Raw genomic sequence first — 14,973 nt, 5'->3', positions numbered from 1 at the left:
GGTGAAGTGCTGCTCAAATCGACCGTGACGCGCCTCAGCGGGGTCGATGCCGCACCGGCAACCACTGCCGATCAGCGTGTCGCGCCGGCCATGCCCCAGCGAGAACCGCCGAAAGAGGCCAGCGCCTTGTCCTTGAGTTCCCTGAACTTCGAAGACGCCTCGGCCAGCCGGGCGTCCCAGGCGGGATCGGGCACCTGGCCCTCGATGGTCCTGAAATAGACCTGCATCAGGCAGGCGATGGCGAAGGGTTCGATGAACGCCGCCTTGAAGGCCCAGGCGAAGACGATGGCGAGCACGAAGGCCCAGCCGGCAAGCTGCCCGGGCATGAGGAAAAGAATGGCGCCGGCCGGGGCCAGCATCAGCAGGAAGATAACGAACGAGACGCCCCACATGATGACCGCCAGCCAGACGGCGTTCTTGACCATGATCTTGCCGTTCTGGGCATAGAGCACGACGCCTTGCCGCGCCGTCTCGAACGGCGAGGCTGAATTGATACGGATGTTGTAGCCGAGGATGATCTCGTCGACATAGGTCAGCGACAGGCGGATCACCGTGTTGATGAAGCTGACCAGGCCACTCAGGCCCGGGATCGGCAGGAAGGCGGCGATGCCGCCGAGCAACCCGGTAATGGCGCGGATGGCGCCCTTGACCAGCTGGTCGACGACGAAAAGGATGTTGGCCTCGGCAAAACGCTGGGTCACGATGTCCTTGGCATAGGCGATCTGGTCCTGGCCGTCGGGAATGTCGCGGCCGTCGATCAGATGGACCATGACGGCTATATGGCCGGCCTTGACGACATAGAGGATGTATTCGCGGATCCAGTAGACAGCGATCGAGACGACGCCGAAGCCGACCATCCCGCCCCACAGGGCAAAGGACAGCGGCCCGTCCGGGTCGGTGGAGATATGGCCAACGCCGTAGCCAACGGAGGCGCCCGTGCCGGTCGCCACGATATACGCCAGCGTGATGCCGAAATAGACGATCATGCGAAAGACAATGAACGGCCAGGTCCGCATCATGATGGACACCGACCTCCCGATATCAAAATCCCACATGCCCCGAATCTCCGCTCAGAGATGGGGCGAGAGGATGCGCTCAAACCGGCTCTTGTCAATCGTGGGCAGTGGCCCCAGGCCGCCAATGGGGATTTCAGACCGGCTGCGAACCCTGCTTCTTGAGCAAGCCTTCGAGCAACTGCCTGAAGGCCACCACCACGGTCTTCGACGTCGCTTCGGGGTCGTTCGAATTGGCGATCCGCTGCGCCGCCTGGCTGCTGGCGCCGTTGATCAGCCGTGCGGCGGTCTCGGGGTCGACGCTGGGAACGACCACGCCCTCCTCCTGCAGCCTGGTCAGATGATCGGTCATTGAACCGACACATGCATTGGCATTCGGCCATTGTGCCGGGTCCCCCAGCACGGCCGGACCATCCCGGAACATGATGCGCTGGATTTCCGGCTCCAAAGCCATCTCGATATAGGTCGTGCACTCGTCGACGAAATGCTGCCAGCGGGTCGGCGCTCTCGACGCCACTTCGTTCACGCGCGCCGCCATCTCGCCGTCGATTTCGGCGATGACCGCCTGCAGCAAGCCCTTCTTGTCGCCGAAGTGATGATAGAGTGCGCCGCGCGTCAGACCGGCCGATGCGGTGAAATCATCCATCGAGGCCTGGGCATAGCCGATCGTGCCGAAGGCGTGGCGGGCGGCCGCGATCAGCTTGGCGCGAGTCTCGGCGATCATCTCCTTGCGAGGTTTGTGCATGGCTTCTGGACCTACTAACATACGCTTCGTATGCCAATTGACATACGCGACGTATGATCTATCTAACAATCATACGCATCGTATGTAATTGTCGAATCTGCCTTTGTCGAGGAACCGGACCATGCAAAATCCCTATTCGGAAATTTTTCGCGCCCCCGGCGCCAAGGGCTTTGCAGCCGCTGGCTTCATGGCGCGGCTGCCGATCGCGATGGCGCCAATCGGCATCGTGGCAATGCTGTCGCAGACGCGTGGCGAATACTGGCTGGCCGGCGCCGTCTCCGCGACATTTGCGCTGGCCAACGCTTTCATGGCGCCGCAAATATCAAGGCTGGTCGATCGCCTTGGCCAGACGCAGTTCGTGGTGCCGACCACGATCATCTCCGTACTGGCTTTCGCGGTCCTGATAGCGGCGGCCAATCAGGATTGGCCGGTATGGACGCTGTTCGTGTCCGCACTGCTGGCCGCGGCCATGCCCAGCATCCCGGCAATGGTGCGCGCGCGCTGGACCGAGATTTTCCGCGGGCGGAACGAGATGAACACCGCGTTCGCCTTTGAGTCGGCGGCGGACGAGCTGGTCTACATTGCCGGCGCATCGCTGTCGGTCGGGCTGAGTGCCGCCCTGTTCCCGGAAGCGGGAATGCTGGCGAGCACGCTGTTTCTCGCCTTCGGCTCGACGGCGTTCATCCTGCAGCGTTCGACCGAGCCGCAAGTGCGGCCGGTGGAGCATGGGTCGCGCGGCTCGGCAATCCGCCTGCGGCCGGTACAGATCATCACCTTTGCCCTGATCTTCATCGGCGCGACCTTTGCGACGACGGAAGTGAGCACGGTGGCGATCACCAAGGAACTTGGCCAGCCAAGCGCCGCAAGCCTCGTCATCGGTGTCTACGCGCTGGGATCGTTCGTGCTCGGCATCATCGTCGGCGCGCTCAACCTGAAAGCACCATTGCAACGCCAGCTTGCCATCGCGATCGCCATCATCGCGCTCAGCACCTTGCTGCCGCTCGCCGCCGACACGGTGCCGCTGCTGGCGTTGACCGTCTTCGTCAGCGGCGTGGCGATCTCGCCGACCTTCATCACGGCGTTCGGCCTGATCGAACGGCATGTGCCGGAGGCGATGCTGACCGAGGGCATCACCTGGGTGACTACAGGGATCGGCATCGGCATGGCGCTGGGCTCGTTCGCGGCCGGCTCGGTGGTGGATGCGTTCGGCGCCCAGAACGGGTTCTGGGTGTCGGTTGCGGCCGGCACGATCGCACTGGTCACCGTATTGCTTGGTCAGCGCAGCCTGGCCACGCCCGAATGCGACCTGGAAGGATGCGAAGCAGGCGTCGTTCCTGCTGAATGATCCCGAAGCGCCCGGTTTCGAACGGACCGGGCTCTATCCCCGGTGGTTGCCCGTCAGAGAATCTCGGTCTTGGCGATATGGATGCCAAAGCCCTCGAGACCGACATAGTGGCGTTCGCGCGAAGCGATCAGATTGATCGAGGAAATGCCGAGATCCTTGAGGATCTGCGCGCCGAGGCCAATTTCGCGCCATTCGTTCTCGCGTCGGCGTGCCTCTTCGTGATCCTCGCGGTCGCCGCTCGCCGGCCGCTTGCGCTCCTGGTGGGCGACGCCAACCGAGCCCTCGCGCAGGTAGACGATGACGCCACGCTTGCGCTCGCCCATCGCCTTCATGATGCCGTCGAGCCGATGGCTGGTGCCGAACACATCGGTCACCACATCCTCGGAATGCAGGCGCACCGGCACCTCCTCGCCGTCGCGGATGTCGCCGAAGACAATGGCGACGTGATGCATGGGGTCCCAGGGCAGCGTGTAGGTGAAGACCTGCGCCTTGCCGCCGAGCGTGTCGATTTCCGAGCAAGCCACGCGTTCGACCAGCGTTTCCTTGCGCTGCCGGTAGGCAATGAGGTCGGCGACCGAAACCTGTTTGAGGCCATGCTCTTCGGCAAAGGCCGAAACCTGCGGGCCACGCTTGACGGTGCCGTCGTCATTGACCAGTTCCGAAATGACGCCGACCGGCGCCAGACCGGCGAGCTTGCACAGATCGACCGCGGCTTCGGTATGACCCGAACGCATCAGCACGCCGCCTTCGCGCGCGATCAGTGGGAAAATGTGGCCGGGGCGGACGAAATCCGAGCCCCCGACATTGCCGTTGGCGAGATTGCGCACGGTGAGCGTGCGGTCCTCGGCTGAAATGCCTGTTGTCGTGCCGTGCTTGAAATCGACGCTGACGGTGAAGGCGGTGGTATGGGCGGAATCATTGTCGGCCACCATCGGCGCCAGGTTGAGCCGCTTGGCCTCCTCGCGCGGCATCGGCGTGCAGACGATGCCGGAGGTGTGACGGATGATGAACGCCATCTTCTCCGGCGTGCAATGGACGGCGGCGACGATCAGGTCACCCTCGTTCTCGCGTCCATCATCGTCCATGACGACGACGATCTCGCCGCGCTCGAAAGCGCGCAGGGCTTCGACGATTTTCTTCTGGTCGTAAGGCATAGGCGCTCGTTTCACTCGCAGGGGAATAAGGGAGTAGGCCAGTACGGGAGTAGGGAAAAGGAAAAAATGGCTGTCTCGGGCGGGTAGCGTAACATATTCCCCTACTCCCCTATCCCCTTACCTGTCTGTCCCCGATGACGCAGATAATGATCGGCAATGGCGCAGGCAACCATCGCCTCGCCGATCGGCACGGCGCGGATGCCGACGCAGGGATCGTGACGGCCCTTGGTCATGATCTCGACGTCGTTGCCGTCCCTGTCGATCGACTTTCGCGGCGTCAAGATCGACGAGGTCGGCTTGATGGCGAAACGGGCGATGATCGCCTGGCCGGTCGAGATGCCGCCGAGGATACCGCCGGCATTGTTGGACAGGAACACCGGCTTGCCGTCATTGCCCATGCGCATCTCGTCGGCGTTCTGCTCGCCGGTGATGCGGGCGGCCTCGAAACCGTTGCCGATCTCGACGCCCTTGACCGCGTTGATCGACATCAGGCCGGAGGCAATGTCCTGATCAAGCTTGGCGTAGATCGGCGCGCCGAGGCCGGCGGGAACGCCGTCAGCAACGATCTCGATCACCGCGCCGACCGAGGACCCCGCCTTGCGGATGCCATCGAGATAGTGGGTAAAGACGGGAACGGAAGCCGGATCGGGAGTGAAGAACGGATTTTCCGCGTCACCGACGAAGTTCCAGTTCCAGTTCGCGCGGTCGATGGACTTTTCGCCCATCGACACCAGCGCGCCGCGCACCACCATGCCAGGCACCACCTTGCGGGCGAGGGCCCCGGCCGCGACGCGCGCCGCCGTCTCGCGAGCCGAGGAGCGGCCGCCGCCGCGATAGTCGCGCAAGCCATATTTGACGTCATAGGTGTAGTCGGCATGGCCCGGCCGGTATTGGCGGGCGATCTCGCCATAGTCCTTCGAGCGCTGGTCGACGTTCTCGATCAGCATCGAGACGGGCGTGCCGGTGGTGATCATCGTCTCACCGTCCTCGTCGAGTATGAAGCCCGACAGCACTTTCACTTCGTCGGGTTCGCGGCGCTGGGTGACGAAACGTGATTGCCCCGGCCGGCGCTTGTCGAGTTCGGCCTGGATGTCTCTCAGAGTGAAGCGGATGCCGGGCGGACAGCCGTCGACCACACAGCCGAGTGCGGCGCCGTGGCTTTCGCCCCAGGTGGTGACGCGGAAAAGGTGGCCGAACGTGTTGTGAGACATGAAATGACCCTGCCCGGCATCGGAGCCAGCTTAGCACATGACCCGAAAAACGAAGCCGTTCTCGCAAGGGATCATACGCAAATCAAAAAGTGCCACAGCGTCCTCCGCGCACCCAGGAGGACGCTCGGCGCCGTGGCCTGCCTTCTATTGGCGTTTTTCACAGTGGTCAAACTGTGATCTGGCGGATTTAGTTTTGACACATTCGGTTGGTTTCTGCTCTCTTCCATTCGCCTGCCGCCGCCCATGCCGGTGCAATGATAACGAGGAACGATTATGCGTACCCTGATTGGCGCCGTAGCCGCTACGCTGCTGCTTTCCACCGCCGCTTTCGCCGGCCAGACCGAAGGCCTGATCAAGAAGATCGATAAGGACACGGCGACGCTGACGCTGGATGACGGCAAGTCCTACAAGCTGAATGCCGAAACAGACCTCGACTCGCTGAAGCCGGGCATGGATGTCGTCATCGCTTACGATGAGACCAATGGCGAAAACATCGTCACCGACATGCAATTGCCCGACACCGAATAAGAGCTTTCCGGCCCCGCACGCGCTTGCCATCGCCGTCCGTTGGTAGCAATCTCGGCGCGCAGATCCAGCCATCAACTGGAAGATCCGAGGCGGGGGCCGAACAATGTGCAGCGACTGCGAGGGCAAAGGGGTCGACCGGAGGGATTTCCTCAAGGTCGGCGCGGCGGGGCTCGTCGCGATCGGTCTTGGTGGAGCTTCGTGGTCCGCGCGTGCGGCAGAGAGTGCTGCGCCGGCATTGTCCCCTGATGCAGCGCTCGCCGCGCTGAAATCCGGCAACGAACGCTATGTCAGCCACCCGGAACTGTGCTCGATCGACCTTGCCGCGCAGCGGAAGGCTGTCGCCGGGCATCAGGCGCCTTGGGCTACCATCATCAGTTGCGCCGACAGTCGCGTTCCGCCCGAGTTGATCTTCGGCGGCCAAGGCGTTGGAGAGCTATTCGTCGCCCGGAATGCCGGCAACCTCGCCGACACTGCGACGCTCGGCACGGTCGAATACGGCGCGGCGGTGCTCGGCTCGCCATTGATCGTCGTCCTCGCGCACACAAGCTGCGGTGCCGTCAAGGCGGCTTGCGACGTGGTCACCAAGAACGCGACCTATCCGGGCGCGATCGGCCCGATGATCGAACCGATCCTGCCTGCGGCGATCGCGGCGCGGAGCGAGGCAGGCGATTTCGTCGACAACACCGCCAAGGAGAGCGCGCGCAGGACCGTGGGGCGCCTGGCTGCTTCAAGTAAGCTCCTGGCCGATCTCACCGGGGCCGGGAAGCTGAAGATCGTCGCGGCAATCTATGATCTTGAAACGGGTGTGGTAACCTACATCGAATGACACGTTCATCGGAACGACCGGGTCAAGAGTTGGGAGCCTTCTAAACCCTGGGATGAACAAGCGTCCTGGCTAGGCAAGCGTCCTGGCTAGGACCGCGACAGCCACTCCAGGCGGTCACCCTGCAGCCTGAGTACGCGGTCCTGTGGTATCTCCAGGTTTGCTGCCTCGTCCTCCGCCACCCCAAGCACGAAGCGAAACAGAGCCCGCATGACCCCGCCATGCGTCACGCAGATCGTCTGGCGTTGAATCGCCTCGAACCAGGGTTTCACCCGTTCTAGCAGCATCTGGTAACTCTCAGCGCCCTCGCCGGGCGGCTGAAAGTTCCATTTGTCCAGCGCGCGTGTCCGGCGCGCGCCTGGGTACCGCGTCTTGAGCTCGGCATAGGTAAAACCCTGCCAATCGCCGAAATTGACTTCGACCAGGCGAGGATCGGTTCGATAGGCATCCGGATCTAGCTTCATCGCGGCGCGGATGCGCTGCATCGTTTCGCGCGTCCGCTTCATTGGGCTGGCGACGAAATCGAAATCCGCTGGATTTCGCACCAACTCGGCCAGCCGATGACCGTTTCCGGTCGCCTGCTCGCGGCCAAGCGCATTGAGATCGGTGTCGGCCTGCCCCTGAAGCCGGGATTCGGCGTTCCACGCGGTCTGGCCGTGGCGCACGATATAAACCAGCGGGTACATCAGGTCTTCCGGTAGGGGGTCGGACGGACGACGGTTGTGGGATGCTAATCCTTGACCGTCGAAATATCCGGCGCGTCGACCGCCTTCATGCCGACGACGTGGTAGCCTGAATCGACGTGATGCACTTCGCCGGTGACGCCGCGCGACAGATCGGACAGGAAATAGACACCGGAATCACCGACTTCCTCCTGCGTCACTGTCTGCTTCAGCGGCGAATTGTATTCGTTCCACTTCAGGATGTAGCGGAAGTCGCCGATGCCTGATGCGGCAAGCGTCTTGATCGGGCCTGCGGAAATGGCGTTGACGCGTATCTTCTTGGCGCCGAGGTCGACCGCGAGATAACGCACGCTGGCCTCGAGCGCCGCCTTGGCGACACCCATGACGTTGTAGTGCGGCATGACCTTTTCGGCGCCGTAATAGGTCAGCGTCAGCAGCGAGCCACCATTGGTCATCAGCGCCTCGGCGCGCTTGGCGATGGTGGTGAAGGAATAGACCGAAATGTCCATGGTGCGCAGGAAATTGTCGCGCGTCGTCTCGACGTAACGGCCAGTCAGCTCGTCCTTGTCGGAAAAGGCGATGGCGTGGACGAGAAAATCAAGCTTGCCCCAGTGCTTGGCGACATTGGCGAAAACCTCGTCAAGGCTCGCCGGATCGGTGACATCGCAATGGCCGGCGACAAAGGCGCCGAGTTCCGCCGCCAGCGGCTCGACACGCTTCTTGAACGCCTCGCCCTGATAGGTGAGTGCGATCTCGGCGCCGTGGTCGACACAGGCCTTGGCGATACCATAGGCGATCGATCTGTTGTTGGCGACGCCAAGAATAAGGCCGCGCTTGCCGGCCATAAGGCCCTGTCCACCCGCCATGTGAGCGCTCTCCGCAAGATTTTCAGCTTTGTGGAGTGCCCTATCGCACAGGCACAGTGCCCCTTCAAGCGTTCAAACCGGACAGTTCGGGGGACAAAAGCCGCCAATCAGCCTTTTTGGCTGCGCAGCAGCGCTTCGAGCGCGCTATCGCCGCCTTCCGGCAGCATGATCCGCACATGGGCATAGAGATCGCCATGGCCACCGGCTTTCTCCGGCAGACCCCTGCCCTTCAGCCGCAGCACCTTGTCCGAGCTCGACCAGGCGGGAACGTTGACGGCGAGCTTGCCGGTCGGCGTCTCGACGGGCACCTTGGCGCCGAGCACCGCATCCGCCAGCGTCACCGGCAGATCGGCATGCAGGTCGCGGCCCTCGATGCGGTAGCGCGGATGCCGGCGCAGATGGATCTTGACCAGCGCATCGCCCGGCAGGCCCGGCCCTTGCTCGCCTTGCCCCTTTAGCCGGATGGTCTGGCCGTCCTCGACATAGGTTGGCAGCTTGACAGCCACCTTGCGGCCGTCGGGGAACATCGCCGTCACCTTTTCGGCGGTTGCCGCTTCCTCGATGGTGACGTCGAGCGTCACGTTCAGGTCGGCTGCCGTCGCCGGCTGGCGGCGGTCGCCCGCGCCTGGGCCGCGCGCGCCCGAAAAGGCGTCGCCGAAAATCTGGCTGAAGATATCGCTGTTGCCGTCGAACGGATCGCCGCCCGGACGGCCCGAGCGGAATTCGAATCGCGAACCGCCAGGCCCTTGCTGCCGGCGAAACCCGGCGAAGGGATCACCGCCACCGGCGGCGCCCTCAAAACCCTGGAAACGCGGCTTGCCGTCGGCGTCGATCTCGCCGCGATCGAACGCGGCGCGATTCTTCTCGTCGCCGACGATCTCGTAGGCCTGGTTGGCCGCGGCAAAACGGTCTTTCGCCTTGGGATCACTCGGATTCTGGTCCGGATGATGCTTCTTGGCGAGTTTCCGGTACGCCGATTTTATGTCCTTGGCCGATGCGTTCTTGGCAACGCCCAGCACCTCATAGGGGTCGCGCATGCGTCCTGCCTGCAAGAAGGGGTGAATCTACAGTTGCCTTCTATATGCGCTCGCATAGGAAGAAATTCCAGAGGCGCATAGCCCCACAAGACGGCGAAATTGAAGCACATGAGATTAGGCCTGGTCATTCTCCCGGCGATGGTCGGTACAAGGTCGAGGGATTTGGCACAATGACCAATGCCGGACCCAACACTTGATATGACTCGCGGTATCGCAAGGCCTCGAGCAGCGGGTAGGCGACCTGAACCATGAGTGGTACGAGCTTCTACTATCGCCTTGATCTGTGCGCGCTCCAATTGTTCGCTTCCGAAACCTGGCGAATGTCGGCCATCGGGCGCCAAGCGTTCATTCCCAGCCAAATCCCGTCAACGGCATAGCGGATTGGATACTGGCCGTCCAAGACCACCGATGCTAGGCTGAAGGCATGACGCGCGAGGCTGCGATAGCTCGATCGGAGGCCTACTTCGATTCAGGCGCTTTTCGGGAGGATTTGGCCCGTCGGATTGGCATGCCGACAGAAAGCCAGAACCCTGATCGCGAACATGTGCTGGTTGAATATATCGAGGCTGAGATAAAGCCGACATTCGAACTGCTTGGCTTTGCCTGCCGAACGCTTAGCCAGAACGGCTGGCCATTCTTTTTCGCCGAACGCACAGAGGACGCCGCACGTCCGACGGTACTTGGCTATGGCCACGGCGATGTGATTCGCGGGTTGGATGACGAGTGGGATGAGGGACTTTCCCCGTGGCGTCTGACCGAACGTGACAACAAATGGTACGGACGCGGCGTCGCCGATAACAAGGGCCAGCATTCGATAAACGTCGGCGCTCTTCGAGCCGTGATCGAGACCCGCGGAAGGCTCGGCTTCAATGCCAAGTATCTGATCGAAATGGGGGAAGAACGGGTCTCGCCTGGCCTGCGGGAACTGGCCAAGACCCACAAGGAATTATTCCGATCGGACGTGCTGATCGCCTCGGATGGTCCCCGCCTCTCCGCCGAAAGGCCGACCGTTTTTTTGGGCTCGCGCGGCTCTATCTCCTTCGACATCTGGATCGACGCGCGGAAGGGCAGCCATCATTCGGGAAACTGGGGCGGTCTCCTCTCGGATCCCGCCATTCAACTTGCCCATGCCATTGCGAGCATCACCGAACCGACTGGAAAAATTCGGATTCCGGAGTGGCTTCCGACAAGCATTCCCGACAATGTGCGGCGCGTGCTTGCGGACTGCGAGGTGGAGAACGGCCCGGAGGAGCCCAAGATCGATCCCGATTGGGGCGAGCCAGGCCTGACCTCCGCGGAGAAGGTTTTTGCGTGGTGCTCATTTTCGGTTCTGGCTCTCGAGGCGGGGAACCCAAGAACGCCGGTTGGGGCCATCCCATCCCGAGCCTGGGCGCGTTGCCAGCTTCGCTTCGTCATCGGCGTGGACGTGCAGAAAATCCTCCCTGCCTTGCGCCGTCATCTGGACCGCAACGGGTTTTCGACCGTGCAAATTGCGAAAGCACGCGACGAAGTTTTTCACGCGACGCGGCTCGACCCGAAGCACCCATGGGTCAGTTGGGGTAGATTCGATTGCCCGTACGACGGGAAAGAAACCCGCTATTCTGCCAAGCCTCGGCGGGTCACTCCCGAACGACGTCTTTTCCGAAATTCTCGAAATGCCGACCATTTGGGTCCCGCATTCTTATCCGGGATGTTCGCAGCACGCGCCCAATGAGCATCTGCCGGCTGCCATTGTCCGAGAAGGCTTGGGGCTGATGGCAGGACTTTACTGGGATTTGGGCGAGCCGAACGGACAGCCAATGACTCCCTCAGGAATACTTAAAGCGCCTTGAAGTCCTGCATGTGCCAACCGCCGGCACTGGCCAGGCAGAGTTCGCCTTCGAACATGGCAACGCCATCAAAGCTTTCGCGCGAGGCCCTGAAACGGCGGCATGTCTGGCCCTTGTCCTTCAATTCCGCCAGCTCGGTGATGGAGCCGCGCGACCCGGTGCCGGCATTCGCCCACGGCACGGCCTGCCCGCCGAGTTGCTCGATGTCGACCGAGGACACCGCATTGCCGATCGTCGTCTGATCGGAGTCGCGATCCGAGCTGACCGGCGCGGATGGGGCGGACGTGCTGCTGGTCAGAATCGAACGGTCGACTTCGGCTTTTTCCAGACTGAAGCCACCCGCGCCGCAAGCGGCAAGCGGCAGAGCGATCATCACGATCGCGGCTTTGGCGCTGGCTGAAGCAATTAGGCCGCCTTGCCTGCTGTCAAAAGCTTGCGCGATACGCGACAATCTGCAACCTCCCCCGCCTCGTAACGATTTGAGAAAAACTATGAGTGACACAGAGTTAACAAGCGGTGACTTTACCGAGGCGGCGGAGCCGTTTCGCCTCTTTGCCGCATGGCTGGAGGACGCCACCAAGAGCGAAATGAACGACCCAAACGGCGTGGCGCTGGCGACCGTCGATGCCGACGGCATGCCGGATGTGCGAATGGTTCTGCTCAAGGGGTTCGATGAAGGCGGGTTTGTGTTCTACACGAATTTCGAGAGCGCCAAGGGCCAGGAGATTCTTGGCAGCATGAAGGCGGCGATGTGCTTCCATTGGAAATCGCTGCGCCGCCAGGTGCGCATTCGCGGCCCGGTGGAGATCGTCAGCGACGCTGAAGCCGACGCCTACTACGCGACGCGACCGCGTGGCAGCCGCATCGGTGCCTGGGCCTCGAAACAGTCGCGGCCGCTGGAAAGCCGCTTTGCGCTGGAAAAGGCGGTAGCAGAATACACAGCGCGCTATCCGATCGGCGAAATCCCACGGCCAAAGCATTGGTCGGGCTTCCGCATCGTGCCCACGACCATCGAGTTCTGGCATGACCGGCCGTTCCGGCTGCATGACCGGGTCGTCTTTTCCCGAGACGCCAATGGCGGCTGGAGCAAGACGCGGCTTTATCCCTAAAAGGGAGGTTCAGGCCTTCTTCCTGGTCATGAACGCCGTGAGCGCGGCGCGCGCCTCGTCTGATTTCAGCCGCTCTCGAAAATGTTCGCTTTCCTCGCCTATGCGGGCGACGAGGTCGTCGCGCGAGCCGCGCATCAGGTCGCGCGCGATCTGCAAGGCTTGCGGTGGCTTGGCGGCGATCTGGCCGGCCGCCGCCAGCACCGAGGCCTCCAGCGCGTCTTCCTCGACCACATCGTAGATCAGGCCTGCGGCCTTCGCCCGTTCGGCCGAACAACCCTCGCCGAGGCCGAGCAGCGCGAAAGCTCCCTGCTGCCCCAAAATCCGCGGCGCCAACAGGCTCGATCCCGCCTCGGGCACCAAGCCCAGATCGACAAAAGGCGTCCTGAACACGGTGCGCGGCGTGGCGAAGGTCAGGTCGCAATGCAGGTTGAGCGTCGTGCCGATGCCGACGGCGATGCCGTCGACGCCGGAGACAATGGGTTTCCCGACCCTGGCCAGCGCCATCAGGAAGTCCCAGACCTCGGTGCCACCGTCGCCGCCGGTGGCGACGACCATGAAATCAGCAAGATCGTTGCCGGAGGAGAAGGCGCCGGGCACGCCGAGGAAGACATGGACGCGGATCGCCGGGTCGGCGTCGCCCTCGGCCAGGGCTTTTGACATTTTCGCATACATGGCGCGCGTCAGCGCGTTCTTCTTGTCCGGCCGGTTCATGCGGATGATCTGGATGGCGTCCTGGCGCTCGACGAGGATATGGTCAGTCACGGGTTTTTCCTAGTGAACGTCAGGCAGAGATGAGCGCCTTGCCGGCAATGGCGAGGCTTTCGGCGCCATCGACAACGCGGTCCTTCAAGGCACGGACCTCGCCAAGCAGGTTTTCGGCGAAGAAGCAGCAAAGCGCGATACGGTCCTGATCGGCAAGTGCGCCCTGCGCCAGATAGGCACCGCCGGCGGCCAGCGAGATCAGCCTGAGATAGGGGGTAGCACCCGCCAGCGCCTCGTCCGACCGGCCATCGGCGGACAGTTTTTGCAGGAAGCGGGTCGCTTCGCTGAGCTCGCCGAGCGCCTTGTCGAGCGCGTCGGCGGTGCGGCCGAAACCTTCGAGATTCGATGTCCGCACGGCATTGGCGACCGCCGCCAGTTCGCCGATAAAGCCATGCACGTGTTCGCCGCCGCCGAGCGGAAGCTTGCGCATGACCAGATCGATCGCCTGGATGCTGTTGGTGCCCTCATAGATCGGTGCGATGCGCGCATCGCGGTAGAGTGCTGCTGCTCCGGTCTCCTCGATGAAGCCCATGCCGCCATGCACCTGGAGGCCGAGCGAGGCGACCTCGACGCCGATATCGGTCGAGAAAGCCTTGGCCAGCGGCGTCAGCAGATTGGCGCGGTCGCGCCAATGCGCCGCCTCATCACCGGCCGATACGCGGGCCAGGTCGATGGCGTGAGCGCAAGAATAGCTGATCGCCCGCGCGGTCTGCGTCAGCGCCTTCATGGTCAGGAGATTGCGCTGCACGTCGGGATGATGGACGATCGGCGCCATGCCGGCACCGGCGTAGCTTGCCGCCTTGCCCTGCCGGCGCTCATTGGCATAGGCGATTGCCTTCTGCGTGGCGGCTTCCGCGACCGCAACGCCCTGCATGCCGACGGCAAGGCGGGCGTTGTTCATCATGGTGAACATGCAGGCAAGGCCCTTGTTCTCCTCGCCGATCAGCCAGCCGACGGCGCCGGGCGCAGCGCCCCCAAAACCATCACCATAGATCATGGTGCAGGTCGGCGAGGCATGGATGCCGAGCTTGTGCTCCAGGCCGGAGCAGAAGACGTCGTTGCGCGCACCCAGCGATCCATCGTCGCCGACCAGGAATTTCGGCACCAGGAACAGCGATATGCCGCGCGTGCCGGCCGGCGCATCGGGCAGCCGCGCCAGAACCAGATGGATGATGTTGTCGGTAAAGTCATGCTCGCCATAGGTGATGAAAATCTTCTGGCCGAAGATGCGGTAGGTGCCGTCACCCACCGGCTCGGCGCGGGCGCGCAAGGCATTGAGGTCCGAGCCGGCCTGCGGCTCGGTCAGGTTCATCGTGCCCATCCATTCGCCGGAGACGAGCTTTTCGAGATATTTGGCCTTGAGCGCCTCGGAGGCATGCTTGTCGAGCGCTTCGACCGCGCCCATCGTCAGCGTCGGGCCGATGCCGAAGGCCATGGCGGCGGAGTTCCACATTTCGAGCGCGGCGACGCCGAGCATGGTCGGCAGTGCCTGGCCGCCATACTGCTCGGGCCCCGACAGCGCGTTCCAGCCGCCGTCGATCCAGCGGCGATAGAGGTCCTTCCAGCCGGGCGGCATGGTGACGGCCGCGTCCTTCAGCACCGCACCTTGCTCATCGCCGATCTTGTAGAGTGGCGCGACTTCGTCGGTGGCGAAGCGGCCGGCCTCGCCAAGAACGGCATCGACCAGGTCCTCGCCGAGATCGCCGAACGTGCCGGCATCAAGGGCGGACTTGAGACCAGCCACGTGCTTGAGCGTGAAAGCGATATCCTCGACCGGTGCCCGATACATGCCGCTCCCTCCTCCTGAACATCGGCCCGCCGATCCTAGGACCGGCACCGCCGCAAAACCATCCGCCTTTGGGCAGTGG

Annotated in this window: 14 protein-coding genes and 1 pseudogene; 5 read left to right on the top strand and 10 right to left on the bottom strand. The window is 63.0% G+C overall.

Annotation, left to right across the window (positions count from 1 at the left end):
• Window positions 1–71: 71 nt before the first annotated feature.
• Window positions 72–1,055 (bottom strand): hypothetical protein, encoded by a 984-nt coding sequence (locus AC0ZT5_RS02070; protein ID WP_488495062.1) that lies wholly within the window; start codon window positions 1,053–1,055, stop codon window positions 72–74.
• 94 nt (window positions 1,056–1,149) lie between these two features.
• Window positions 1,150–1,758 carry a TetR/AcrR family transcriptional regulator gene (locus tag AC0ZT5_RS02065; protein ID WP_488495061.1) on the bottom strand — a complete coding sequence of 203 codons (609 nt, stop codon included), beginning with the start codon at window positions 1,756–1,758 and terminating at the stop codon, window positions 1,150–1,152.
• Window positions 1,759–1,879: 121 nt separating this feature from the next.
• On the opposite strand from AC0ZT5_RS02065, the gene AC0ZT5_RS02060 reads away from it, so the two are divergent.
• Entirely contained in the window at window positions 1,880–3,103 is a 1,224-nt protein-coding gene (locus AC0ZT5_RS02060) for an MFS transporter (protein ID WP_488495060.1), read from the top strand.
• A gap of 53 nt (window positions 3,104–3,156) precedes the next feature.
• Here the strand turns inward: AC0ZT5_RS02060 and ribB are convergent, their stop codons facing one another.
• Window positions 3,157–4,257, bottom strand: a complete 1,101-nt coding sequence (ribB, locus tag AC0ZT5_RS02055; protein WP_184871416.1) for a 3,4-dihydroxy-2-butanone-4-phosphate synthase — start codon at window positions 4,255–4,257, stop codon at window positions 3,157–3,159.
• A 101-nt stretch (window positions 4,258–4,358) separates the two neighbouring features.
• Window positions 4,359–5,468 (bottom strand): chorismate synthase, encoded by a 1,110-nt coding sequence (gene aroC, locus AC0ZT5_RS02050; protein ID WP_488495059.1) that lies wholly within the window; start codon window positions 5,466–5,468, stop codon window positions 4,359–4,361.
• Between the two features lie 273 nt (window positions 5,469–5,741).
• Here aroC and AC0ZT5_RS02045 point away from each other — a divergent pair, with 273 nt between their 5' ends.
• Together AC0ZT5_RS02045 and AC0ZT5_RS02040 are read left to right on the top strand one after the other, a co-directional pair.
• A complete protein-coding gene (locus tag AC0ZT5_RS02045; protein ID WP_095091917.1) occupies window positions 5,742–5,996 on the top strand; it encodes a DUF1344 domain-containing protein in 255 nt (84 codons plus the stop codon).
• A gap of 103 nt (window positions 5,997–6,099) precedes the next feature.
• The gene (locus AC0ZT5_RS02040) at window positions 6,100–6,822 is read left to right on the top strand and encodes a carbonic anhydrase (RefSeq protein WP_488495058.1); all 723 of its coding nucleotides are present in this window, start codon (window positions 6,100–6,102) and stop codon (window positions 6,820–6,822) included.
• Between the two features lie 86 nt (window positions 6,823–6,908).
• Here the strand turns inward: AC0ZT5_RS02040 and AC0ZT5_RS02035 are convergent, their stop codons facing one another.
• The 3 genes from AC0ZT5_RS02035 to AC0ZT5_RS02025 form a co-directional block, all read right to left on the bottom strand.
• Complete coding sequence (locus AC0ZT5_RS02035) at window positions 6,909–7,505, bottom strand: histidine phosphatase family protein (protein ID WP_488495057.1); 597 nt, start codon at window positions 7,503–7,505, stop codon at window positions 6,909–6,911.
• Window positions 7,506–7,549: 44 nt separating this feature from the next.
• The gene (gene fabI, locus AC0ZT5_RS02030; RefSeq protein WP_488495056.1) at window positions 7,550–8,368 is read right to left on the bottom strand and encodes an enoyl-ACP reductase FabI; all 819 of its coding nucleotides are present in this window, start codon (window positions 8,366–8,368) and stop codon (window positions 7,550–7,552) included.
• Between the two features lie 107 nt (window positions 8,369–8,475).
• On the bottom strand, window positions 8,476–9,405 hold the full coding sequence (locus AC0ZT5_RS02025) for a DnaJ C-terminal domain-containing protein (protein ID WP_488495055.1): 930 nt from the start codon (window positions 9,403–9,405) through the stop codon (window positions 8,476–8,478).
• 424 nt (window positions 9,406–9,829) lie between these two features.
• On the opposite strand from AC0ZT5_RS02025, the pseudogene AC0ZT5_RS02020 reads away from it, so the two are divergent.
• A pseudogene (locus AC0ZT5_RS02020) lies at window positions 9,830–11,237 on the top strand (M20 family metallopeptidase).
• On the opposite strand, the gene AC0ZT5_RS02015 reads toward AC0ZT5_RS02020, so the two are convergent.
• On the bottom strand, window positions 11,224–11,685 hold the full coding sequence (locus AC0ZT5_RS02015; protein ID WP_488495054.1) for an RT0821/Lpp0805 family surface protein: 462 nt from the start codon (window positions 11,683–11,685) through the stop codon (window positions 11,224–11,226). The pseudogene AC0ZT5_RS02020 and the gene AC0ZT5_RS02015 sit on opposite strands and share 14 nt — an antisense overlap.
• Before the next feature lie 40 nt (window positions 11,686–11,725).
• Between AC0ZT5_RS02015 and pdxH the strand changes: the two genes are divergently transcribed.
• On the top strand, window positions 11,726–12,343 hold the full coding sequence (pdxH, locus tag AC0ZT5_RS02010) for a pyridoxamine 5'-phosphate oxidase (protein ID WP_488495053.1): 618 nt from the start codon (window positions 11,726–11,728) through the stop codon (window positions 12,341–12,343).
• Between the two features lie 9 nt (window positions 12,344–12,352).
• Here pdxH and AC0ZT5_RS02005 read toward each other — a convergent pair whose 3' ends face one another.
• Both AC0ZT5_RS02005 and AC0ZT5_RS02000 read right to left on the bottom strand, forming a co-directional pair.
• A complete protein-coding gene (locus AC0ZT5_RS02005) occupies window positions 12,353–13,105 on the bottom strand; it encodes a crotonase/enoyl-CoA hydratase family protein (RefSeq protein ID WP_488495052.1) in 753 nt (250 codons plus the stop codon).
• 19 nt (window positions 13,106–13,124) lie between these two features.
• On the bottom strand, window positions 13,125–14,894 hold the full coding sequence (locus AC0ZT5_RS02000; RefSeq protein ID WP_488495051.1) for an acyl-CoA dehydrogenase family protein: 1,770 nt from the start codon (window positions 14,892–14,894) through the stop codon (window positions 13,125–13,127).
• Window positions 14,895–14,973 lie beyond the last annotated feature (79 nt).

The sequence above is a fragment of the Mesorhizobium sp. CNPSo 4670 genome (genome assembly GCF_057784235.1).
Note: the sequence above shows the minus strand (reverse complement) of the source record. Positions and strands in the feature narration are given on the sequence as shown.